At 72.6% G+C, this 21,896-nt stretch carries 18 protein-coding genes and 1 tRNA gene; 6 read left to right on the top strand and 13 right to left on the bottom strand.

Annotation, left to right across the window (positions count from 1 at the left end; all coding sequences use genetic code 11):
* Window positions 1–32: 32 nt before the first annotated feature.
* Entirely contained in the window at window positions 33–563 is a 531-nt protein-coding gene (locus BGO37_RS10585) for an OsmC family protein (protein WP_291754647.1), read from the top strand.
* Window positions 564–683: 120 nt separating this feature from the next.
* Here the strand turns inward: BGO37_RS10585 and uvrA are convergent, their stop codons facing one another.
* From uvrA to BGO37_RS10570, 3 genes are all read right to left on the bottom strand, one after another.
* Window positions 684–3,545, bottom strand: a complete 2,862-nt coding sequence (gene uvrA, locus BGO37_RS10580; RefSeq protein ID WP_291754646.1) for an excinuclease ABC subunit UvrA — start codon at window positions 3,543–3,545, stop codon at window positions 684–686.
* Between the two features lie 95 nt (window positions 3,546–3,640).
* On the bottom strand, window positions 3,641–5,371 hold the full coding sequence (locus BGO37_RS10575) for an AMP-binding protein (RefSeq protein ID WP_291754644.1): 1,731 nt from the start codon (window positions 5,369–5,371) through the stop codon (window positions 3,641–3,643).
* A 62-nt stretch (window positions 5,372–5,433) separates the two neighbouring features.
* The gene (locus BGO37_RS10570) at window positions 5,434–6,591 is read right to left on the bottom strand and encodes an acyl-CoA dehydrogenase family protein (protein ID WP_291754643.1); all 1,158 of its coding nucleotides are present in this window, start codon (window positions 6,589–6,591) and stop codon (window positions 5,434–5,436) included.
* A 36-nt stretch (window positions 6,592–6,627) separates the two neighbouring features.
* On the opposite strand from BGO37_RS10570, the gene BGO37_RS10565 reads away from it, so the two are divergent.
* Entirely contained in the window at window positions 6,628–6,912 is a 285-nt protein-coding gene (locus tag BGO37_RS10565; RefSeq protein ID WP_291754641.1) for a YciI family protein, read from the top strand.
* A gap of 172 nt (window positions 6,913–7,084) precedes the next feature.
* Here the strand turns inward: BGO37_RS10565 and BGO37_RS10560 are convergent, their stop codons facing one another.
* The 7 genes from BGO37_RS10560 to BGO37_RS10530 form a co-directional block, all read right to left on the bottom strand.
* Window positions 7,085–8,113: a TerC/Alx family metal homeostasis membrane protein gene (locus BGO37_RS10560; protein WP_291754639.1), complete on the bottom strand. Its 1,029-nt coding sequence runs from the start codon at window positions 8,111–8,113 to the stop codon at window positions 7,085–7,087.
* Window positions 8,110–9,117: a TerC family protein gene (locus BGO37_RS10555; protein ID WP_291754638.1), complete on the bottom strand. Its 1,008-nt coding sequence runs from the start codon at window positions 9,115–9,117 to the stop codon at window positions 8,110–8,112. The genes BGO37_RS10560 and BGO37_RS10555 overlap by 4 nt, the downstream gene beginning before the upstream one ends.
* A 182-nt stretch (window positions 9,118–9,299) precedes the next feature.
* Window positions 9,300–11,402 (bottom strand): excinuclease ABC subunit UvrB, encoded by a 2,103-nt coding sequence (gene uvrB / locus BGO37_RS10550; protein ID WP_291754637.1) that lies wholly within the window; start codon window positions 11,400–11,402, stop codon window positions 9,300–9,302.
* Window positions 11,403–11,453: 51 nt separating this feature from the next.
* Window positions 11,454–11,906, bottom strand: a complete 453-nt coding sequence (locus BGO37_RS10545) for a hypothetical protein (protein ID WP_291754636.1) — start codon at window positions 11,904–11,906, stop codon at window positions 11,454–11,456.
* A 130-nt stretch (window positions 11,907–12,036) separates the two neighbouring features.
* Window positions 12,037–12,651: a dephospho-CoA kinase gene (gene coaE / locus BGO37_RS10540; protein ID WP_291754634.1), complete on the bottom strand. Its 615-nt coding sequence runs from the start codon at window positions 12,649–12,651 to the stop codon at window positions 12,037–12,039.
* A 95-nt stretch (window positions 12,652–12,746) separates the two neighbouring features.
* Complete coding sequence (gene rpsA / locus BGO37_RS10535) at window positions 12,747–14,213, bottom strand: 30S ribosomal protein S1 (protein ID WP_291754632.1); 1,467 nt, start codon at window positions 14,211–14,213, stop codon at window positions 12,747–12,749.
* Window positions 14,214–14,417: 204 nt separating this feature from the next.
* Window positions 14,418–15,443: a 6-phosphofructokinase gene (locus tag BGO37_RS10530; protein ID WP_291754631.1), complete on the bottom strand. Its 1,026-nt coding sequence runs from the start codon at window positions 15,441–15,443 to the stop codon at window positions 14,418–14,420.
* Between the two features lie 159 nt (window positions 15,444–15,602).
* On the opposite strand from BGO37_RS10530, the gene BGO37_RS10525 reads away from it, so the two are divergent.
* Window positions 15,603–16,169, top strand: coding sequence for a hypothetical protein (locus BGO37_RS10525; RefSeq protein WP_291754629.1), 567 nt, complete (start codon window positions 15,603–15,605; stop codon window positions 16,167–16,169).
* 28 nt (window positions 16,170–16,197) lie between these two features.
* Window positions 16,198–17,019, top strand: a complete 822-nt coding sequence (locus BGO37_RS10520) for a class I SAM-dependent methyltransferase (protein WP_291754628.1) — start codon at window positions 16,198–16,200, stop codon at window positions 17,017–17,019.
* A gap of 128 nt (window positions 17,020–17,147) precedes the next feature.
* Here the strand turns inward: BGO37_RS10520 and polA are convergent, their stop codons facing one another.
* Entirely contained in the window at window positions 17,148–19,892 is a 2,745-nt protein-coding gene (polA, locus tag BGO37_RS10515; RefSeq protein WP_291754627.1) for a DNA polymerase I, read from the bottom strand.
* Here polA and BGO37_RS10510 point away from each other — a divergent pair.
* Complete coding sequence (locus BGO37_RS10510; protein WP_291754626.1) at window positions 19,891–20,286, top strand: hotdog fold thioesterase; 396 nt, start codon at window positions 19,891–19,893, stop codon at window positions 20,284–20,286. The genes polA and BGO37_RS10510 overlap by 2 nt on opposite strands.
* Here the strand turns inward: BGO37_RS10510 and BGO37_RS10505 are convergent.
* Together BGO37_RS10505 and BGO37_RS10500 are read right to left on the bottom strand one after the other, a co-directional pair.
* Window positions 20,202–20,906 carry a GNAT family N-acetyltransferase gene (locus BGO37_RS10505; protein WP_291754625.1) on the bottom strand — a complete coding sequence of 235 codons (705 nt, stop codon included), beginning with the start codon at window positions 20,904–20,906 and terminating at the stop codon, window positions 20,202–20,204. The two genes, BGO37_RS10510 and BGO37_RS10505, sit on opposite strands and share 85 nt — an antisense overlap.
* Before the next feature lie 131 nt (window positions 20,907–21,037).
* A complete protein-coding gene (locus tag BGO37_RS10500; protein WP_291755195.1) occupies window positions 21,038–21,670 on the bottom strand; it encodes a response regulator in 633 nt (210 codons plus the stop codon).
* A 136-nt stretch (window positions 21,671–21,806) separates the two neighbouring features.
* Between BGO37_RS10500 and BGO37_RS10495 the strand changes: the two genes are divergently transcribed.
* Window positions 21,807–21,879: transfer RNA gene (locus tag BGO37_RS10495), tRNA-Leu, on the top strand.
* The last annotated feature ends 17 nt before the right edge of the window (window positions 21,880–21,896 follow it).

Here is a 21,896-nt window from a genome sequence, read left to right as displayed (position 1 = left end):
CCGTCGGCGGGCCCCGCCGGTAGCGTGGGCCCGTGCCGCAGCTGCATCAGTACTCCGTCGACCTCGCCTGGACCGGCGCCCGCCGGTCCGGCACGACGAGCTTCACCGCGTACGGACGTGACCACGAGCTGTCCGCGGGCGACCGGCCGGTGATCCTGGCGACGTCCGACCCCCACTTCCGCGGCGACCCCCATCGCTGGTCGCCCGAGGACCTCCTCGTCTCCTCGCTGGCGCAGTGCCACATGATCTGGCTGCTGCACCTGGCCGCCCGCGACGGTGTCGCGATCCTCGGCTACGCCGACACCGCCTCCGGCACCATCCGCGTCGAGGCCGCCGGGCAGGGGCGGTTCACCGAGGTGGTGCTCCACCCGCGCGTCGCCGTCGCCGCCGGCGCGACCCTCCCGGACGGCTCCCCCGTCGTCGACACCGTCCTCGCCCGGCTGCACGACGAGGCGCAGGAGCACTGCTTCATCGCGCGGTCGGTGAACTTCCCCGTGCGCGTGCTGCCCACGCCCGTGGCGTACGTGGAGCGGGCCGTCCCGACCGCGCCCGACGAGGCCTGACCGGCCGCCGCCGAGGCGGTCGACCCGCGCGACAGCGGCCGCGGCCGCCACGCGGCCCGGGCCAGGCGCCCGCCGGCGGCCGCGCCGCCCCCTCACGCGGTCCGGCCCCGGTTCCGGCCGTCAGGCGCTCGCCCGCTGTCGCTCCGGCTCGAGCACCTCCGCCAGGAACCGACCCGTGTGGCTCGCCTCGACCGTCGCGACGTGCTCCGGCGTCCCCTCGGCGACCACCAGGCCGCCGCCGTTGCCCCCCTCGGGACCGAGGTCGACCACCCAGTCGGCGTTCTTGATGACGTCGAGGTTGTGCTCGATGACGATGACGGTGTTCCCCTTGTCGACGAGCGACTGCAGCACCCCGAGCAGCTTGCGCACGTCCTCGAAGTGCAGGCCGGTCGTCGGCTCGTCGAGCACGTAGACCGTCTTGCCGGTGGACCGCCGCTGCAGCTCCGACGAGAGCTTGACCCGCTGCGCCTCGCCGCCGGACAGGGTCGGCGCTGGCTGGCCGAGGCGCACGTACCCGAGGCCGACGTCGACGAGCGTCTTGAGGTGGCGCGAGATCGCGGGCACGGCGGAGAAGAACTCGGCGGCCTCCTCGATCGGCATCGCCAGCACGTCGGCCACCGTCTTGCCCTTGAAGTGCACCTCGAGCGTCTCGCGGTTGTAGCGCGCCCCGTGGCAGACCTCGCACGGCACGTACACGTCCGGCAGGAAGTTCATCTCGATCTTCAGGGTGCCGTCACCGGAGCACGCCTCACACCGGCCGCCCTTGACGTTGAAGCTGAACCGGCCGGGCGTGTACCCGCGCACCTTCGCCTCGGTGGTCTCCGCGAAGAGCCGTCGGACGTGGTCCCACACCCCGGTGTAGGTGGCCGGGTTGGATCGGGGCGTGCGTCCGATCGGCCCCTGGTCGACGTGCACCACCTTGTCGAGGTGCTCGAGCCCGGTGACCGTGCGGTGCCGGCCGGGCACCTGGCGGGCGCCGTTGAGCTCGTTGGCCAGCACCGTGTAGAGGATCGAGTTGACCAGCGTCGACTTGCCCGAGCCGGACACGCCCGTCACGGCGGTGAACACCCCGACCGGGAACGACACGTCGATCCCCCGCAGGTTGTGCTCGGTGGCGCCGACGACGCGCACCTGCCGCTTCGGGTCCGCCGGTCGGCGCAGCTGCGGCATCGGGATGGACCGCCGGCCCGACAGGTACGCCCCCGTCACCGACTCCTGGTTGGCGAGCAGCCCCGCCAGGTCCCCGGAGTGGACCACGCGCCCGCCGTGCTCGCCCGCCCCCGGGCCGATGTCGACGATCCAGTCGGCCGTGCGGATCGTGTCCTCGTCGTGCTCGACGACGATGAGCGTGTTGCCGAGGTCCCGCAGCCGCGTCAGCGTGTCGATGAGCCGCCGGTTGTCGCGCTGGTGCAGGCCGATGCTGGGCTCGTCGAGCACGTAGAGCACGCCGACCAGGCCGGAGCCGATCTGCGTCGCCAGCCTGATGCGCTGGGCCTCGCCGCCCGAGAGCGTCGCCGCGGGCCGTGACAGGCTCAGGTAGTCGAGGCCGACGTCGAGCAGGAACCCGAGCCGCGCCTGGATCTCCTTGAGCACCTGCGCCGCGATCGCCCGCTCCCGCACCCCTAGCTCGAGACTGTCGAGGAAGTCCCGGGCGTCGCGGATCGGCTGCTGGCACACGTCCCAGATCGACTTGCCGCCGACCTTGACCGCGAGCACCTCCGGCTTGAGCCGCGCCCCTTGGCAGGCGGGGCACGGCACCTCGCGCATGAACGCCTCGTAGCGCTCCTTGCTCCAGTCGGAGTCCGTCTCCGCGTAGCGCCGCTCGATGAAGCTCACGACGCCCTCGAAGCCCGTCGAGTACTGCCGCTCGCGGCCCCACCGGTTCCGGTACCGGACCTGCACCTCGTAGTCCTGGCCGTGCAGCACCGCGTCCCTGGCCCGCTGCGGCAGCGCCCGCCACGGCGTGTCCATCGAGAAGCCCAGGTCGTCGGCCAGGGCGGTCAGGACGCGCTCGAAGTACTCCGCCGAGGTCTGGGCCCACGGGGCCACCGCGCCCTGGGCGAGCGACAGGTCCTCGTTCGGCACGACGAGCTCGGGGTCCACCTCGAGCCGCGACCCGATGCCGGTGCACTCCGGGCACGCGCCGTAGGGGGCGTTGAACGAGAACGTCCGCGGCTCGACCTCGTCGAGCGTCAGCACGTGGTCGTTCGGGCACGCGCGCCGCTCCGAGAAGCGCCGTTCCTTGCCCTCGTCGGCGACGTCCAGGTCCACGAGGTCGACGACGAGCAGGCCGCCGGCCAGCGCGAGCGCCGTCTCGACCGAGTCGGTCAGCCGCCGCTGCACGCCCTCGCGGGCGACCAGCCGGTCGACCACCACCTCGATGTCGTGCTTGAGCTTCTTCTCCAGTGACGGCGGGCTGGCCAGCTGGACCACCTCGCCGTCGACGCGCGCCCGCGCGAAGCCCTTCGCCTGCAGCTCGGCGAACAGGTCCTGGTACTCGCCCTTGCGACCGCGCACCACGGGCGCCAGCACCTGGTACCGCGTGCCCTCGGGCAGCTCGAGCAGCCGGTCGACGATCTGCTGCGGCGTCTGCGCCTGGACGCGCTCGCCGCACACCGGGCAGAACTGGGTGCCCGCCCGCGCGAACAGCAGGCGCAGGTAGTCGTACACCTCCGTGATGGTGCCGACGGTCGACCTCGGGTTCCGGTTCGTCGACTTCTGGTCGATCGACACCGCGGGCGACAGGCCCTCGATGAAGTCGACGTCCGGCTTGTCCATCTGGCCGAGGAACTGGCGCGCGTACGCGGACAGCGACTCCACGTAGCGGCGCTGGCCCTCGGCGAAGATCGTGTCGAACGCCAGGGACGACTTGCCCGACCCGGACAGGCCGGTGAAGACGATGAGCTCGTCGCGCGGCAGGTCGAGGTCGATGTTCCGCAGGTTGTGCTCGCGGGCGCCCCGCACCACCAGCCGGTCGTTCACGGTTCGGGAGTCTACGTCCCCGGACTGACACTCGCACACGTGTTCGACCTGTGGCGCGCCGGAAAGGGCGCCCCGCCCGCCGTCGCGGCGGGCCGTCAGCCCAGGCTCGTCGTCGTCGCGCCCGCGGCGGGCGTGGGCACGGCCAGCACGATCTCGCGCACGACCCGTCGCAGCACCTTGCCCACCTGCGACCGCGGCAGGTCCGGCAGCACGACGAGACGGCGGGGCATCGCGTACCGCGCCACCCGCTGCCCGCACCAGGCACGCACCGCGTCCAGGTCGACGCCGCGGGCGCCCTCCTCGAGCACCACCGCGGCCACCACGCTCTCCCCGTGCGACCCCGAGGGCTCGCCGACGACGGCCACGTCGGCGATCCCCGGCATACCGCGCAGCTGGTCCTCGACCTGCGACGGGTACACCTTGAAGCCGCCGGAGACGATCATCTCCTTCATCCGGTCGACGAGGACCACGAAGCCGTTCGGCTCGATCCGCACGACGTCGCCGGTCCGCAGCCACCCGTCCGGCAGCAGCTGGTGCGCCGTCTCCTCGGGCCTGTCCCAGTAGCCGGAGAACACCTGCGGACCGCGGATGAGCAGCTCGCCCGGCTCCCCCTCAGGCAGCTCGCGGGTCGGATCCTCCTGGTCGACGACACGGATCTCCGTCGACGGCCAGACGACGCCGAGCGCACCCGGCCGGCGGTCGGCGCTGAACGGGTTGCCGAGCGCGACGGGCGACGTCTCCGTCATGCCGTACCCCTCGATGACCAGCCCGCCGGTGAGCTCCTCCCACCGCCTGGCCACCTCGGGCGGCAGCGCCATCGCGCCGGAGATCGCGTGGCGGATCGACGTGAGGTCCACGCCCTTCCGCTCGGCCGCCCGGGACAGCCGGTCGAGCATCGGCGGCACGGCCGGCATGAACGTCGCGGGCCGGCGCTTCTGCGCCGCGAGGACCATGTCCACGTCGAAGCTCGGGAGCACGACGAGGGTCGCGGCGATCGACGTCCCGTAGGCCAGGCAGACCGTCAGGCCGAACGCGTGGAAGAAGGGCAGCACGGCGTCCAAGACCTCCGTGCCGTCCCGCGAGCCCAGCCACGCCCGCGCCTGCACGACGTTGGCGAAGAGGTTCCGGTGCGTGAGCACGGCGCCCTTCGGCGTCCCGGTGGTGCCGCCGGTGTACTGGATGAGCGCCGTGTCCGACGATGCCGGCCACGGGTGCTCGTCGGAGAGCGGACCGGTCCGGGCGACGAGCCGGTGCCAGGACGGCACACCCTCCGGCACGGGGCCGGACATCGCCTCGTGCTTCTCCCTCGCCGGCGCGACCGGCAGCCGCAGCGCGAGCCGTTTCGCCAGCGGCAGGTCCGCGGCGAGGTCGACCGCGACGACGGTCCGCAGCACATCGGTCCGCGCCTCGAGCACGGCCGGCACCGCCTTGGTCCAGACGAGCGCCACGTTGGCACCGCAGTCCGCGAGCTGGTGCCGCAGGGCCTCGACCGTGTAGGTCGGGTTGTGCTCGACGACGACGGCGCCGATCCGCAGGGCGGCGTGGAACGCCACCACGTGCGCCGTGCAGTTGGGCAGCACGAGAGCCACCCGGTCGCCGGCCCGGACGCCGAGGTCGACGAGCACCTGTGCGGCCCGCGCGACCTCGTCCGACAGCTGCCGGTACGTCGTCGTGCGGCCGAGGAAGTCCACCGCGACCCGGTTCGGGTAGCGCACCGCGGCGGAGACGAGGCCGACGCCGAGCGGCTCGTCGGGGACCACGACCTCCCGCGGCACACCGGTGGGATAGGCGGGCGGGACGGGCAGGGCAGCGGTGGCCGGAGGCACGGACCGAGCCTAACCTACGGAACCGTAGGTTACGGATACGTAGGGTGACGGTTGCGTGTCGGTCAGGCCTCGAGGGGTCCCAGCAACGACTGCGCCACGGTCGCGTGGGCGGACTCGTCGTCGGACGGGTGGTAGATGCCGGCGAGCACGTCGCGGTAGAGCCGGTTGAGCTCCTGCCCGGTGGAGTAGCCGGCCCCGCCGGACACGCGCAGCGCGAGGTCGACGACGACACGGGCCGCCTCGGTGGCGCGCACCTTCAGCCCGACGAGCTGAGCGAAGAGCCGGGACCCGTAGTCCTCCGCCTCGTCGATGCCGCGCGCCAGCGCGAACACCTCGAGCTCCGCGCCGTCCTGCGCCAGCGCCGCGTCCGCGACCTTCCACCGGATGTCCGGGTCCTGGCTGTAGGCGCGGCCGTCGTACTTCATCGAGGTGCGCCGCCGCGTCGCCTCGACGCCCAGCGCTAGCGCCCGCCGGCCGATCCCCGTGTACACGGCGGCGAGCAGGATCTCGAACACCGCGAAGAGCGCCACGATGAACGGGTCCGCGTTGGGCCCCGGCGGCAGCGCCCGCACGATCCGGTCCGCCGGGGCGTAGGCGCCCTCCAGGACGGTGGTGCGCGACTGGCTCGCGCGCATGCCGAGGGTGTCCCAGTCGTCCTTCGTCGTCGTGCCCTCGCGGGTGACGACGCCGTGCACCAGCCGCGGCCCGTCCGGGTGCTCGTCGTCGAGCCCGAACGTCGCCAGGCGCGTCCACACGGGCGCCAACGACGTGAAGATCTTCGTGCCGAAGTACCGGTAGCCGCCGTCCGGCTGGCGCTGCGCGCGGGTCCGGGAGCCGAACATCACCAGGTCGTTGCCCGCCTCGGAGTTGCCGAACGCGAAGACCTCCCCCGCGGCCGCGTCGCGCAGGACGAAGGCCATCGACTCGTCCCCGCGCGCGTGCAGCACCGCCGCCATGCCGGTGACGACCAGGTGCATGTTGATCGACAGTGCCGTGGCGGGAGCGGCGCCGGCGAGCCGGACCTGCTCGCGGGCGACCTCCTCCAGCGTCAGGCCGCGGCCACCCAGCTCCGGCGGCACGAACGCCAGGAGGTAGCCGGCGGCCCGCAGGTCGGCCAGGTCGTCGTCCGGGAAGGTGTTGTCCCGGTCGTGGCCGGCGGCGCGCTCGCGGATGGTCGCCAGCAGGTCGTCGGTCAGCAGCATGCGGTGGGTCCGTGGCATGCCGTCACTCTCGCACGGTGGCGGCAGGATGGTCCGGTGACCGTCTACGCCGTGCGCTACACGTACAACGACAAGGCCGCGAACCTCGCGGCGACCCGGCCGGTGCACCGCGCCTGGCTCACCGAGCGGCTCGCCGCGGGCGACCTGCTCGCCTCCGGCCCCTTCGCCGACGGGGACCCGGGGGCGCTGCTCGTCTTCCGCGCCGCGTCCCGCGGCGAGCTCGACGCGCTCGTCGCGCAGGACCCGTACGCCGCCGCCGACGTGCTCGCCGCGGTCGAGGTGCGCGCCTGGGAGCAGGTCTTCGGCCCCTGGGTGGACTGAGCCCGCCAGAGCCGCCGGAACCGGCCTCAGCCGCGCCGAACCTCCCGCTCCTTCGCCACGCGACCCGACCAGCGGGAACATCGGCGCCCCCCGGCGGCCTCAGCCGCGCCGAACCTCCCGCTCCTCCGCCCCGCGACCCCACGAGCGGGAACATCGGCGCTCGAAGGTGGCCTCAGCCGCGCCGAACCTCCCGCTCGTCGGACGGCTCTCCGGCCGCCGGGAGCGCCGGCGCGGACTCGCGACGCGCGTGGACCCAGCTGGCGAGGACCGTCGCACCGAGGACGGCCGCGATGACGACGAGGGACACCCACGTCGGCACCTCCGGCGCCCACTCGACGGGTCGGCCGCGGTTGACGAACGGCAGCGTGTTGGTGTGCAGCGCCTCGGACAGCATCTTGAGTCCGATGAACCCGAGGACGACCGCCAGGCCGTACGGCAGGAACGTCAGCCTGCGGAGCAGCCCGCCGAGCAGGAAGTAGAGCTGGCGCAGGCCCATGAGCGCGAACACGTTCGTCGTGAACACGATGAAGGGGTCGTGGGTCAGCCCGAAGATCGCTGGGATCGAGTCGAAGGCGAACAGCACGTCCGTCGTGCCGATGGCGACGAAGACGATGAGCAGCGGGGTGAACAGGCGGCGGCCGTCGACGACGGCCCGCACCCGCCCGTCGTGGTACTCGCGGGTCAGCGGCAGCACCCGCTCGGCGAGCCGCACGACGACGTTCTCCCGGTACTCCTCGTCCTCGGCGCTGCCCTCCCGCCACACGGTGACCGCGGTGTACGCGAGGAACGCGCCGAACACGTAGAACACCCAGCTGACGTGGGCGATGACGGCGGCGCCGACGAGGATGAACCCCCCGCGCAGCACGAGCGCCACGATGATGCCCACCATCAGCACCCGCTGCTGGTACTGCCGCGGCACGGTGAACGCGCCCATGATCAGCATGAAGACGAAGAGGTTGTCGACCGACAACGAGTACTCGGTCAGCCAGCCCGCGATGAACTGCCCCGCGGGGGTCGGCCCGCCGAACCAGAGGAGCAGGCCGGCGAACCCCAGCGCCAGCCCGATGTAGACCAGGACCCACGCGACGGACTCGCGCACGGTCGGCACGTGCGGGCGGCGGCCGATGATGGCGAGGTCGGCCACGAGCACCCCGACGACGGCCACCAGCGAGACCACCTCGAAGATCGTCGGCAGCGTCATCGGCTCTGCTCCCCCGCCGCCGCGCGGTCGGCGACCGCCGCATCGCGGCGCCGCCGATGCAGCGACAGCACCGTGGTGACGGTCAGGACCACCACGATGAAGCCGAGCGACGTCCACGTGCCGATCTCGGGCACGTCGACCGGCCGCCCGTGGTTGACGAACGGCAGCTCGTTGGCGTGGAGCGCGTGCAGCACCAGCTTGATCCCGATGAAGCCCAGGATCGCGCCCAGGCCGTAGGACAGGTAGACGAGCCGGTCCAGCAGCCCGTCGACGAGGAAGAACAGCTGCCGCAGCCCGAGCAACGAGAACGCGTTGGCGGTGAAGACCAGGTACGTCTGCTCCGTGAGCCCGAAGATCGCCGGGATCGAGTCGAGGGCGAACAGCACGTCGGCGGTGCCGATCGCGAGCATGACGACGAGCATGGGCGTGACGTGCCGGACGCCGTCGCGGCGCACGACGAGCGCGTCGCCCTCGTAGTCGTCCGTGGTCCGCAGCAGCCGACGCGTGAGGCGCAGCACCGCGTTCTCGGAGTACTCGCTCTCGCCCGTGCTGCCGCCGCGCACCTGCGTCCACGCCGTGTACAGCAGGAACGCCCCGAAGAGGTAGAAGATCCAGCTGACGTTCTCGATGAGCGCGGCGCCGGCGAAGATCAGCCCCGTCCGCAGCGCCAGCGCCACCGTGATCCCGACGAGCAGCACCTTCTGCTGGTAGCGCCGCGGCACCCGGAAGCTGCTCATCACCAGGACGAAGACGAACAGGTTGTCGACCGAGAGGCTCTTCTCGGTGACGTACCCGGCGAAGTACTGACCGCCGAGCTCGCCGCCCCAGACGAGCCAGACGACGAGCCCGAACGCCAGGGCCACGCCGACGTACCCCGCCGACCAGCGCGCGGACTCGCGCAGCGACGGCTCGTGCGGCGAACGGACGTGCCCGACGTAGTCGACGGCGAGCATGACGAGGATGACGGCGACGGTGAGCGCCCAGACCCATCCAGGGACGTCCATACGGGAACCTCCGGTCGGCATGACGACATGACCGGAGGTCTTCTCTGCCGGGCCCGCGAGGGCTCCGACCGGTGTCACCGGGCCGGCAACGCTGGCGACCGTGGTGACGACGACACCGTGGGGAGTACTCCCCTCCGCGGGTCAGTGTAGGGCAGCCTCGCCGCGGCGGGGCCGCCGGCAGGTCAGGCGGTGGCCGCCCTCATGTCGCGCAGCTCGCGCTTCAGCCCCGAGATCTCGTCGCGCAGCCGCGCCGCGAGCTCGAACTGCAGCTCGGCCGCGGCGGCGTGCATCTGGTCGGTGAGCTCCTGGATGAGGTCCGCCAGGTCACCGGCGGCGGCCCCCGCGAGCCGCGTCCGGTCGTCCTGCGGCACGCGCGACCCGAACCCGGGGACGGGCGCCTTGCCCCGGCTCGCCTGGCGGCCCGCGCCGCCGATGAGCTGGGCGGTGTCGGCGTCCTCCCGCGCGAGGAGGTCGGTGATGTCGTTGATCTTCTTCCGCAGCGGCGTCGGGTCGATGCCGTGCGCGGTGTTGTACGCCACCTGCTTCTCACGTCGGCGGTTCGTCTCGTCGATCGCCGTCGCCATGCCGGGGGTGATCTTGTCCGCGTACATGTGGACCTGGCCGGAGACGTTGCGGGCCGCGCGCCCGATCGTCTGGATGAGCGACGTCCCCGAGCGGAGGAACCCCTCCTTGTCGGCGTCGAGGATGGCGACCAGCGACACCTCGGGCAGGTCGAGGCCCTCGCGCAGCAGGTTGATGCCGACCAGCACGTCGAACTCCCCGAGGCGGAGCCCGCGCAGCAGCTCCACGCGCCGGAGCGTGTCGACCTCCGAGTGCAGGTAGCGGACGCGGACACCCTTCTCCAGCAGGTAGTCCGTCAGGTCCTCCGCCATCTTCTTCGTCAACGTGGTGACGAGCACCCGCTCGTCGCGCGCGACGCGGTCGTGGATCTCGCCGAGGAGGTCGTCGATCTGGCCCTTGGTCGGCTTGACGATCACCTCGGGGTCGACCAGCCCGGTGGGTCGGATGATCTGCTCGACGAAGCCGTCCGACATCGACAGCTCGTACTTGCCGGGCGTGGCCGACAGGTAGACGGTCTGGCCGATCCGCTCGGTGAACTCCTCCCAGCGCAGCGGCCGGTTGTCGATGGCGCTCGGCAGGCGGAACCCGTGGTCGACGAGGGTGCGCTTGCGCGACATGTCGCCCTCGAACATCGCCCCGATCTGCGGCACCGTGACGTGCGACTCGTCGATCACCAGGAGGAAGTCCTCCGGGAAGTAGTCGAGCAACGTGTTGGGCGCCGTGCCGGCGGCGCGCCCGTCGATGTGCCGCGAGTAGTTCTCGATCCCGGCGCACGAGCCGATCTGGCGCATCATCTCGACGTCGTACGTGGTGCGCATGCGCAGCCGCTGGGCCTCGAGCAGCTTGCCCTGCCGCTCCAGCTCCGCCAGCCGGGCCTCCAGCTCGGACTCGATGCCCGTGATCGCGTGCTCCATCCGCTCCGGCCCCGCGACGTAGTGGGTCGCCGGGAAGAGGTGGACCTCGTCCTCCGACCGCACGACGTCACCGGTGAGCGGGTGCAGGGTGGCGATCGCCTCGATCTCGTCGCCGAAGAACTCGATGCGCACGGCGAGCTCCTCGTACACCGGGATGATCTCGACGGTGTCGCCGCGCACCCGGAACGTGCCGCGGGTGAACGCCATGTCGTTGCGCGTGTACTGCATCGTCACGAACTCGCGCAGCATCTGGTCGCGGTCCACCACGTCCCCCACCCGGAGCGTCACCATGCGGTCGACGTACTCCTGCGGGGTGCCCAGGCCGTAGATGCAGCTGACGGTCGCCACGACGACGACGTCACGCCGCGTGAGCAGCGAGCTCGTCGCCGAGTGCCGCAGCCGTTCGACCTCGTCGTTGATCGACGAGTCCTTCTCGATGTAGGTGTCCGTCTGCGGGATGTACGCCTCGGGCTGGTAGTAGTCGTAGTACGACACGAAGTACTCGACCGCGTTGTGCGGCATGAGGTCGCGGAACTCGGTCGCCAGCTGCGCCGCCAGCGTCTTGTTCGGGGCTATGACCAGGGTGGGTCGCTGCAGCCGCTCGATGAGCCACGCCGTGGTCGCCGACTTGCCCGTGCCGGTGGCGCCGAGCAGCACGACGTCCTTCTCGCCGGCCTGGATCCGGCGCGCGAGGTCGTCGATCGCCGCGGGCTGGTCGCCGCTCGGGCGGTACTCGCTCACCACCTCGAACGGCGCCACCGTGCGTTGCAGGTCAGTGACGGGGCGCATGCCACCACCGTACGTCGCGCCACCGACACGACCTCCCGGCGGGTGTGCGCGCTACTTCCCGCTGGTGAACGACACCTGGGCGGCGGGGTCGTCCGCGGAGACGAGGGCGCCGAAGACCTCCATGTACCGCTCGTACGCCGAGTAGCCGAGGATCTTCTTGTTGCCGGCCGACACGAGCCCGGCCAGGCCCGACTCCTTCACCTGGAAGCTGTCGACGGAGCTGCGGGCCGTCACGCGGCCCGCACCGAGCGCCATCTCGACGTGGAACTGCATCACCTCGGCGCCGTCGTCGCGCACCATGTCCCGGATCCGCAGGTCGACGCGCATGGCGCCGCGGTCGCGCACCGCCACCCAGCCACGGTCGTCCTGCACGTGCCGGCTCGCCTCGACGGCGAGCTCCACCATCCGCGCGGCGGTCAGCCGCGACGACTGCACGGACACCGAAGCCTTCGACTGCCATGGCCTGGCGGCCCAGCCGCGCGTACCCACCGCCGACACGGACATCTCCACCTCCGGTGCGATCCCGCCCGCAGGCGGCCGGGCGCGTCGCTGCGCCCGTCCACCTGGTTTCGGCATCCACGAGCGAGAAGTTGTGCGGATCCGCTGCCATTCACCCGTTGGGGTGCCGCGGGCGCTACGACTCCTCGGCCCGCTCCTCGGCCAGCCGCTGCCACAGCGCGTCGACCTGCGCGCGCAGCTCGTCGTCCGTCCCGGTGCCGTCCAGCACCACGTCCGCTGCGGCCTCCCGCTCGTCGTCGGACGCCTGCGCCGCGACCCGCGCCTGCGCGTCCGGCCGTGGCATCCCCCGCAGCCGCACCAGCCGGTCGACCCGCAGCGCGGCCGGCGCCGCGACGACCACGACGACCCCGAACGAGTCGGCCTGACCCGTCTCGACCAGCAGCGGGATGTCGTGCACGACGACGGCGGCCGGGTCCGCCGCGGCCGCCGCCGCCTCGCGCTCGGCGGCGAGCCGGCGCACCTGCGGATGGACGATCGCCTCCAGCCGCCGGCGCGCCGCCTCGTCGGCGAAGACCATCCGCCCGAGCGCGGCCCGGTCGAGCGCGCCGTCGGAGCCCACCACCTGCGGCCCGAACGCGCCCACGACCTCGTCGTACCCGCTGGTCCCCGGCCGCACGGCGAGCCGCGCGAGCTCGTCGGCGTCGATCACCACCGCGCCCAGCTCCGTGAATCGGCGCGCCACCACCGACTTGCCTGCCGCGATCCCGCCGGTCAGCCCGATGCGCTGCATGGGCGCCATCCTGCCCTGCCCGCCGGGTCTCGCACGCGGAGACGCCGACGGGCCGGCCACCCGAAGGTGACCGGCCCGTCGTGACGCGGCTCCCGTCAGTTGCCGGTGAGCTTCTCCCGCAGCGCGGCGAGCGCCTCGTCCGAGGCGAGCGTGCCCGTCGCCTCGTCGGACGACGAGGAGTACGACGACGGCGCGACGGCCGCGTCGCCGCTCACGGCGGCCTCGGCGTCCGCGGCGGCGGCAGCGGCCACCTGCTTGCGGTGCGCCTCCCACCGCGAGTGGGCGGCGGCGTACTGCGCCTCCCAGGCCTCGCGCTGCGTCTCGTAGCCGGGCAGCCACTCGCTCGTCGTCGGGTCGAAGCCCTCCGGGTACTTGTAGTTGCCCTGCTCGTCGTACTCCGCGGCCATGCCGTAGAGCGACGGGTCGAAGTCCTCCGACGCCGGGTCGAAGCCCTCGTTCGCCTGCTTGAGCGACAGCGAGATGCGGCGGCGCTCCAGGTCGATGTCGATGACCTTGACGAAGACGTCGTCGCCGACCTGGACGACCTGCTCGGGGATCTCCACGTGGCGAACCGCCAGCTCGGAGATGTGGACCAGGCCCTCGATGCCGTCCTCGACGCGCACGAACGCGCCGAACGGGACGAGCTTGGTGACCTTGCCGGGGACGACCTGGCCGATGGCGTGCGTCCGGGCGAACGCCTGCCACGGGTCCTCCTGCGTCGCCTTGAGCGACAGCGAGACCCGCTCGCGGTCGAAGTCGACGTCGAGCACCTCGACGGTGACCGGCTGGCCGACCTCGACGACCTCCGACGGGTGGTCGATGTGCTTCCACGAGAGCTCGGAGACGTGCACGAGGCCGTCCACGCCACCCAGGTCGACGAACGCACCGAAGTTGACGATCGACGAGACGACGCCCTCGCGGACCTGGCCCTTCTGGAGGGTCTGCAGGAAGGTGGAGCGGACCTCGGACTGCGTCTGCTCGAGCCACGCGCGGCGGGACAGGACCACGTTGTTGCGGTTCTTGTCCAGCTCGATGATCTTCGCCTCGATCTCCTTGCCCACGTAGGGGGCGAGGTCCCGCACGCGCCGCATCTCCACGAGCGAGGCCGGCAGGAAGCCGCGCAGACCGATGTCGAGGATCAGGCCGCCCTTGACGACCTCGATGACGGTGCCGGTGACGACGCCGTCCTCCTCCTTGATCTTCTCGATCGTGCCCCACGCGCGCTCGTACTGGGCCCGCTTCTTGGACAGGATCAGCCGGCCTTCCTTGTCCTCCTTCTGGAGGACAAGGGCCTCGACCGCGTCGCCGACCTTGACGACCTCACCGGGGTCCACGTCGTGCTTGATGGACAGCTCGCGGGAGGGGATGACGCCCTCGGTCTTGTAGCCGATGTCGAGGAGGACCTCGTCGCGGTCGACCTTGACGATGGTGCCTTCGACGATGTCGCCGTCGTTGAAGTACTTGATGGTCGCGTCGATCGCGGCCATCAGGTCCTCGGCCGTGCCGATGTCGTTGACCGCGACCTGCTGGGCGGCGGGCTTCGCGGGGGTGGAGATGCTCATGTAGGGAATGGCTCCGATGCGGACAGGGAGTAGTGCGGACAGGGGGTGTGGTGATCTCGACGCCGCGATCCGGGGGATTCCCACCCGCAGTCTGAGGACGGACCGAGCCGGTGACGGACGGGGTCACGACAGACCGCAGGCAGGTGGGCGCGCGGCACCGCCGTCAACCTTACCCGGCGGCGGACGGACCAGCCAAACCTTTCGTCAGGCCAGCTCCCTGGCCACCCGCAGCAGGTCCTCAGGCACGTACTGGACCTTGCCGGCGATGTCGGCGATGTCCACGAGCTCGATGCGGTCGCCGCGCAGCGCGGTCATCACGTCGCTGCGGCCCTCGCTGAGGGCGTCGATCGCCGCCACGCCGAACCGCGAGGCGAGGATCCGGTCCGACGCCGTCGGGATGCCGCCACGCTGCACGTGACCCAGCACGGTGACGCGGGTGTCGAACCCGGTCCGCTGGGCGATCTCGGACTTCAGCCGCTCCCCGATGGCGCCGGCGACGATCTCCCCGAACTGGCCGACCTCGGTCTGGTAGCTCATCGCCGTGCCGTCCGCCGGCACCGCGCCCTCGGCGACGACGACGATGGAGAAGCTCGCGTGCGCGCGGTGGCGGTGGACGAGGAACTTCTCGATCCGCTCGATGTCGAACGGCTCCTCCGGAGCCAGCACGATCTCCGCGCCGCCGGCGATGCCGCTCGTCACCGCGATCCAGCCGGCGTGACGGCCCATCACCTCGACGATCATCACGCGGTTGTGGCTCTCCGCCGTGGTGTGGATCCGGTCGATCGCCTCGGTGGCGATGGTGACCGCCGTGTCGAAGCCGATGGACCGGTCGGTGCCCCAGACGTCGTTGTCGATCGTCTTCGGGATGCCGATGACACGCACGCCGGCGGCGGCGATCTCGCTGGCGGCGCCCAGCGTGCCGTCGCCGCCGATGCAGATGAGCGCCTCGATGCGCTCCTGCTCCAGCGTGGCGAGGACCGCCTCGACGCCTCCGGGGTTGCGGTGCGGGTGGAACCGCGACGTGCCCAGCAGGGTGCCGCCCGTGGCGAGCACGTTGCGCAGCTCGTCGCGCACCAGCGGGCGCACGTCGCCCTCGACGACGCCCTTCCAGCCGTTGCGGAACCCGACGATCGAGTGGCCGTGCGCCCCCTCGCCCCGCTTGACGACCGCCCGGATGGCCGCGTTCAGCCCCGGGACGTCACCGCCGCCCGTCAGCACACCGACTCGCACGTCCGCTCTCCTTCTCTGGCTGGTGGGCGCCGGCTGCACGTCGTCGGGCTGACGCCTCGCCAAGGCTAGCCAGCGCCGGGGCCGACGAGATGGGCACAAGGACGCCCACGGGGCGCCGCTCACAGGAGCGTGCCCGGTTCGCGCGGCAGGATGGCCGCCATGAGCCGCGCCCGCCACCTCCTCGCGGTGCTCGTCTTCGGCGTCGCCTTCGGCTACGTCGAGGCGGCGGTGGTGTTCTACCTGCGCCGCCTGCTCGACTACCACGCCGACTACTCCGTGGTCGGCAAGCACGTCTACCTCGACCTCGGGTTCATCGCCTTCCTCACCCCCGACCGGCCGGTGCTCGGCACCGACGTGGTGACGCAGGCCGAGATCGCCCGGGAGGCGGCGACGATCGTCATGCTCGCCGCCGTGGCGTACCTCGCCGCGCGCGGCTTCTGGCGCCGGGTCGCCGCCTTCCTCGTGGCGTTCGCGGCGTGGGACATCGCCTACTACGTGTGGCTGCACGTGCTCACCGGGTGGCCGGCGCGGCTCACCGACCTCGACGTCTACTTCCTCATCCCGGTGACGTGGGTGGGGCCGGTGGCCACTCCCCTGGTCATCTGCACCCTCATGCTTGTCGGCGGCGCCTGGTGGTACCTCCGCGGCGAACCGCGTGGCGAACTGAGTGGCGAGCTGAGTGGCGAACTGCGCGGCGAGCTGCGTGGCCGGGAGGCGGACCGGTGAGCGTCACCTCCGGCCGGGAGGCGGACCGGTGAGCGTCACCCCCGCCCAGGAGCCGGCCGCGTCCGCCGCCTACGCCGAGGTGCCCGACGAGGCAGGCGGCGCCGCCGCGCGCTCCTGGTGGGACGCGCACGCCGACGAGTACCTCGCCGACCACGGCCCGTCGCTCGGCGCCGCGGACTTCGTGTGGGGGCCGGAGGGGCTGCGCGAGGAGGACGCCGGGCTGCTGGGCGACCTCACCGGTCTCCGGGTGCTCGAGGTCGGCGCGGGCGCGGCGCAGTGCAGCCGCTGGCTGGCGGCGCGCGGGGTCGACGTCGTGGCGACCGACGTCTCCGGCGGCATGCTCGTCGCCGGCGGGCGCCTCGACGCCGCCACCGGGGTGCGCACCCAGCGGGTCCAGGCCGATGCCCGCGCGCTGCCCTTCGCCGACGCGTCCTTCGACGTCGTGTTCACCGCCTTCGGCGTGCTGCCGTTCGTCCCGGACCCGTTGCGGGTGCACCGCGAGGTGGCCCGGGTGCTCCGGCCCGGCGGGCGCTGGGTGTTCGCCACGACGCACCCGGTGCGCTGGGCGTTCCCCGACGACCCAGGCGAGGCCGGGCTCACCGCGACCTTCTCCTACTTCAGCCGCACGCCGTACGTCGAGACGGCGGCAGACGGCTCCGTGCTCTACGCCGAGTACCACCGCACGCTCGGCGACCTCGTCGCCGACGTCACGGGCGCCGGGCTCGTCATCGACGGGCTCGTCGAGCCCGAGTGGCCCGAGGGGCGCGACGAGATCTACGCGGGCTGGGGCCCGGTGCGTGGCGCGGTCCTTCCCGGCACGCTGATCATGGCGACCCACAAGCCCGGCTGAGCAGCCGGCTCGGGCGGGGCGCCGGTCGCCCCGCGGCGCGACCGCGGCCACTCGGCGCCTCGCGACGCCGCGTTGTGCCGGCGCCCCGGGCAGCGGGCGGCAACCACCATCCGCGCCGGTGGGACCGGTCAGTGGCCGGCGGCGTGCCAGTCGGGGCCGGTGCCCACCGACACGTCCAGCGGCACGGACATCGGCCCGCCCGGCACGGCGTCTCCGGCGGCGCCCATCTGGGCGCGCACCAACGCCTCCACCTCGTCCCGCTCCCCCGGGGCGACCTCCAGCACGAGCTCGTCGTGCACCTGGAGCAGCATCCGCGAGGCGAGGCCGCGGCGTGTCAGCTCGGCGTCGACCCCGATCATCGCCAGCTTGATGAGGTCCGCGGCGCTGCCCTGGATGGGTGCGTTGAGGGCCATCCGCTCGGCGGCGTCCCGGCGGTTGCGGTTGTCGGACAGGAGGTCGGGCAGGTAGCGGCGCCGGCCCAGGATCGTCGCGGTGAACCCAGTGGCCCGCGCCTCGTCGACCACGCTCTTCAGGTAGCGCCGGACGCCGCCGAACCGCGCGAAGTACGCCTCCATGAGGCGGGACGCCTCCGAGACGTCGATCGCCAGCTGCTGCGACAGGCCGAACGACGACAACCCGTACGCCAGCCCGTAGCTCATCGCCTTGATCTTCGACCGCTGGTCGCCGCTGACCTGGTCCGGCGGGACCTCGAAGACGAGCGACGCGACGTACGAGTGCAGGTCCTCGCCCGAGCGGAACGCCTCGATGAGGCCGGCGTCACCCGACAGGTGCGCCATGATGCGCATCTCGATCTGGGAGTAGTCCGCGGTGAGCAGGGTCTCGTACCCGGGGCCGACGACGAACGCGCGCCGGATCTGCCGGCCGGCCTCCGTGCGGATCGGGATGTTCTGCAGGTTCGGCTCGGTCGACGAGAGGCGCCCGGTGGCGGCGATCGTCTGCTGGAACGTGGTGTGGATCCGGCCGTCGCTCACGGCGACGGACCGGCGCAGCAGCTCGACCACCTGCCGGAGCCGGATCGCGTCGCGGTGCGCCAGCAGGTGGGCGAGGAACGGGTGCTCGGTCCGCACGTACAGGTCCTGCAGCGCCGCGGCGTCGGTGGTGTAGCCGGTCTTGATCTTCTTGGTGCGCGGCATGCCGAGCTGGTCGAAGAGCACCTCCTGCAGCTGCTTCGGCGAGCCGAGGTTCACCTCGCGGCCGATGACCGCGTACGCCTCGGCCGCGGCGCGCTGCACCTGGCCGTCGAACTCCTTCTCCAGCGTGGCGAGGTAGCCGTCGTCCACGGCGATCCCGGTCCGCTCGACGCGTTCGAGGACCCGCTGCAGGGGCAGCTCCACGTCCGCGAGCAGGGCGCTCGCCCCGCGGTCGGCCAGCTCGCCGCCGAGCACGTCCACCAGGTCACGCACCGCGACCGCGCGCACCGCGGCGCGCCTGTCCTCGTCGACCCCGCCGAGCGCCAGGTCGAGGGCGCCCTGCGCCCCCTCCTCCTCGACGCCCAGCTCCCGGCGCAGGTAGCCGACCGCCAGGTCCCCGAGGTCGTAGGCGCGACGATCCGGCTGGCAGAGGTAGGCGGCCAGCTCCGTGTCGAACACGACGCCCTCGAGCGTCAGCCCGCGGCCCGCCAGCGCATGCCACGTCGTCTTGGCCGCGTGCAGCGCCTTCGGCGCGGCCGGGTCCGCCAGCCACGTCGCGAGCGCCGACTCGTCGGCCGGCGCGATCTCGGCCAGGTCGTAGACGACGGACCGGCCGCCCTCGCCGGCCAGGGAGATCCCCCAGGCGTCACCGGCCGCCGGCGCCCCGACGCCGCGCACGTCGATGCCGAGCAGCTGTCCCCGCTGCGCGCCCAGCCACGCGGCGAGGCCGCCGGCGGCGACGTCCTCCAGCTGCAGGGCGCCCGCGGAGGCCGCGACCTCGTCGTGCGCCTCCTCCGGGAGCAGCGCGAACAGCCGGTCGCGCAGCGTCCGGAACTCCAGCTCGTCGAGGATCTCGTGCAGCGCCTGGCGGTCCCACGGCTGGACCGCCAGCCCGTCGGTGTCGATGGGCAGGTCGAGGTCCCGGACGAGCGCGTTGAGCTCTCGGTTGAGGCGGACCTGCTCGAGGTTGGCGCGCAGCGACTCCCCCGCCTTGCCCGCGATCTCGTCGGCCGCCGCGAGGACGCCGTCCAGCCCGCCGTACTGCAGGACCCACTTGGCCGCGGTCTTGGGGCCGACGCCGGGCACGCCCGGCAGGTTGTCGCTGGTCTCCCCGACGAGCGCGGCCAGGTCGGGATAGCGCTCCGGCGGCAGGCCGTACTTGGCCTCGACCGCCTCCGGCGTCATGCGGCTCATCTCGGAGACGCCGCGCACCGGGTACAGCACCGTCACGTGCTTCTCGACCAGCTGGAACGCGTCCCGGTCGCCGGTGACGACGAAGACGTCCATGTCAGCCTCGCGGGCCCGTGTGACGAGCGTGGCCAGCACGTCGTCGGCCTCGAACCCCGGCTGGGTGAGCACCGGGATCCGCATGGTCTCCAGGAGCCGGCGGATGACCTCCACCTGCCCGCGGAACGGCTCCGGCGTCTCGGACCGCGTCGCCTTGTAGGCGCTGAACCGCTCCGTGCGGAAGGTGACGCGACCGAGGTCGAACGCGACGGCGAGGTGGGTGGGGCGCTCGTCGCGCAGCAGGTTGGCCAGCATCGACGTGAACCCGAAGACCGCGTTCGTCGGCTCGCCCGACGAGGTGGCGAAGTTCTCCACCGGCAGCGCGAAGAACGCCCGGTACGCCATCGAGTGGCCGTCGACGAGCAGCAGTCGTGGACGCTCGGACGGTGCGGTGGCTGGCTGCGTCGGGGTCACGGGTGTCAACCTATCCGCCATGGCCGACACCCTCCCCTCCGCGGACGGCACCCTCATCGAGCGCCTCGGGATCACGTTCGAGGAGATCACGTCGCAGCGCACCGCCGGGTCGATGCCCGTCGCCGGCAACACCCAGCCGTACGGGCTGCTGCACGGCGGGGCCACGGCCGCGCTGGCCGAGACGCTGGCGTCCTACGCCGCCAACGCGCACGCGCCGGAAGGGCGGGTCGCGGTCGGCATCGAGCTCAACGCGACGCACCACCGTTCGGCCCGCGAGGGCTGGGTGCACGGCGTCGCCACCGCCGTGCACCTCGGCGGCAACCTGGCGAGCTACGAGATCGTGGTGGTCGACGACGACGGGCGGCGGGTCTGCACGGCGCGGCTGACCTGCATGCTGATCGACGCGCGGGCCTGACGCGACGGCTCGGCCGGCACCGGCGCTCCGCCGGTCTGGGCGGCCCGGGCCTGGCGCCGCCGCGCGATCAGGTCCTCCAGGCGCTGGCGCGGCTGCCGGCCCGTGACGGCGCCGAGCACGGCCGACGGGTCCTGGGACAACCGGCGCTGCAGCGCGCTCGTCGTCACCACGCGGTGCGCGGCGGCCGGGGCGAACCCGATCCGGGCGAGGAACCGGTGCATCCCGCGGGCCCCCGGCAGCGGTGAGGCGTACACCTCGGTCGCGCCGACCTCGTCGGCCAGCGTCGCGGCGGCAACGAGCAGGGCGTGACCCAGGCCCCGGCGACGGGCGTCGCCGCGGACGTAGAGCGCCTCGAGGTTGAGCGCGACGACGTCGGTGAACGGGCCCGGGCCCACGACGTGCGCGAGCAGCAGACCTGCGATCTCGTCGTCCACCGTGCCGGCGAGCACCGTCCCGCCGGCGGACGTCATCAGCAGGACCAACTGGTCCCGCAGGCGCTGCGGGTCGTCCGTGCAGAGCTGCGAGCCCACCTGGAGCTCGGACCGCGCCTCCAGGCACAGCGTGACGAGGCCGTCGAGGTCATCCGAGGTTGCGGGGCGGGTGCAGACACCAGGACGCACGAAGGGGACCTCCTCGCAGGGACCGGCGTTCCAGCTCACCTGCCCCCGCGGTGCGCCTCACCGATCATGGACCATTGTCCGGTTCGCGGACCAGTCCCAGATTCACCCGTCCCCCGGACGGGTGGCGTGCCTCAGCCCGCCGAGCCGCCGACCTGCTCGATCACGGCATCGGCGACCTCGCGCATCGTCAGGCGACGATCCATCGAGGTCTTCTGGATCCACCGGAAGCTCTCCGGCTCGGTCAGGCCCATCTTCGTCATGAGCAGGCCCTTGGCCCGATCCACGCGCTTGCGGGTCTCGAACCGCTCGGTGAGGTCCGCCACCTCGGCCTCGAGCGCACCGATCTGCGCGTAGCGCGAGATCGCGATCTCCACCGCCGGCAGCAGGTCGGCGGGGCTGAACGGCTTGACGACGTAGGCCATGGCGCCGGCGTCGCGGGCGCGCTCGACGAGCTCGGTCTGCGAGAACGCGGTGAGCATGACGACCGGCGCGAGGTGAGCCTTGCCGATCTGCTCCGCCGCGGAGATGCCGTCGAGGACGGGCATCTTCACGTCCATCACGACGATGTCGGGCTTCAGCTCGGTGGCCAGGGCCACGGCCTCCTCGCCGTTGCCGGCCTCGCCGACGACCTCGAAGCCGGCCTCCCGCAGCGTCTCCACGACGTCCATGCGGATGAGGGCCTCGTCCTCGGCGACCACCGCGCGGCGCGCGGGACGGGCGCCCGACGAGGGCTGCTCGGCCGCGGGGCGCACGGGAGTGGACAGGTCGAGGGCGGCGGGCTCCGCGGCGTCGTTGGTGCTCACGCGGACAAGAGTAATCGCCGCGGGCCGCCGGACGGCCGGAGTGGCCACCCGGCCTGCGCGGATGCGCCCGCCGTCGCCACTATCCTGGGTGCGCGCGGCCCCGGTAGCCCAACGGCAGAGGCGTTCGGCTCAAACCCGATCCAGTGCGGGTTCGAATCCCGCCCGGGGCACCCCTTGTCTACAGGTC

This window comes from Cellulomonas sp. 73-92 (assembly GCF_001898175.1).
Classification (GTDB): domain Bacteria; phylum Actinomycetota; class Actinomycetes; order Actinomycetales; family Cellulomonadaceae; genus Cellulomonas.
This window is presented reverse-complemented; position numbering and strand designations above follow the sequence as displayed.

What these genes read in the sequence shown, in the direction of transcription:
- BGO37_RS10570 (WP_291754643.1), bottom strand. Translation starts at nt 6,591, where the DNA reads ATGCCACGGACCCACCGCATGCTGCTGACCGACGACCTGCTGGCGACC.
- BGO37_RS10560 (WP_291754639.1), bottom strand. Translation starts at nt 8,113, where the DNA reads ATGACGCTGCCGACGATCTTCGAGGTGGTCTCGCTGGTGGCCGTCGTC.
- BGO37_RS10555 (WP_291754638.1), bottom strand. Translation starts at nt 9,117, where the DNA reads ATGGACGTCCCTGGATGGGTCTGGGCGCTCACCGTCGCCGTCATCCTC.
- uvrB (WP_291754637.1), bottom strand. Translation starts at nt 11,402, where the DNA reads ATGCGCCCCGTCACTGACCTGCAACGCACGGTGGCGCCGTTCGAGGTG.
- BGO37_RS10545 (WP_291754636.1), bottom strand. Translation starts at nt 11,906, where the DNA reads ATGTCCGTGTCGGCGGTGGGTACGCGCGGCTGGGCCGCCAGGCCATGG.
- coaE (WP_291754634.1), bottom strand. Translation starts at nt 12,651, where the DNA reads ATGCAGCGCATCGGGCTGACCGGCGGGATCGCGGCAGGCAAGTCGGTG.
- rpsA (WP_291754632.1), bottom strand. Translation starts at nt 14,213, where the DNA reads ATGAGCATCTCCACCCCCGCGAAGCCCGCCGCCCAGCAGGTCGCGGTC.
- BGO37_RS10525 (WP_291754629.1), top strand. Translation starts at nt 15,603, where the DNA reads ATGAGCCGCGCCCGCCACCTCCTCGCGGTGCTCGTCTTCGGCGTCGCC.
- BGO37_RS10510 (WP_291754626.1), top strand. Translation starts at nt 19,891, where the DNA reads ATGGCCGACACCCTCCCCTCCGCGGACGGCACCCTCATCGAGCGCCTC.
- polA (WP_291754627.1), bottom strand. Translation starts at nt 19,892, where the DNA reads ATGGCGGATAGGTTGACACCCGTGACCCCGACGCAGCCAGCCACCGCA.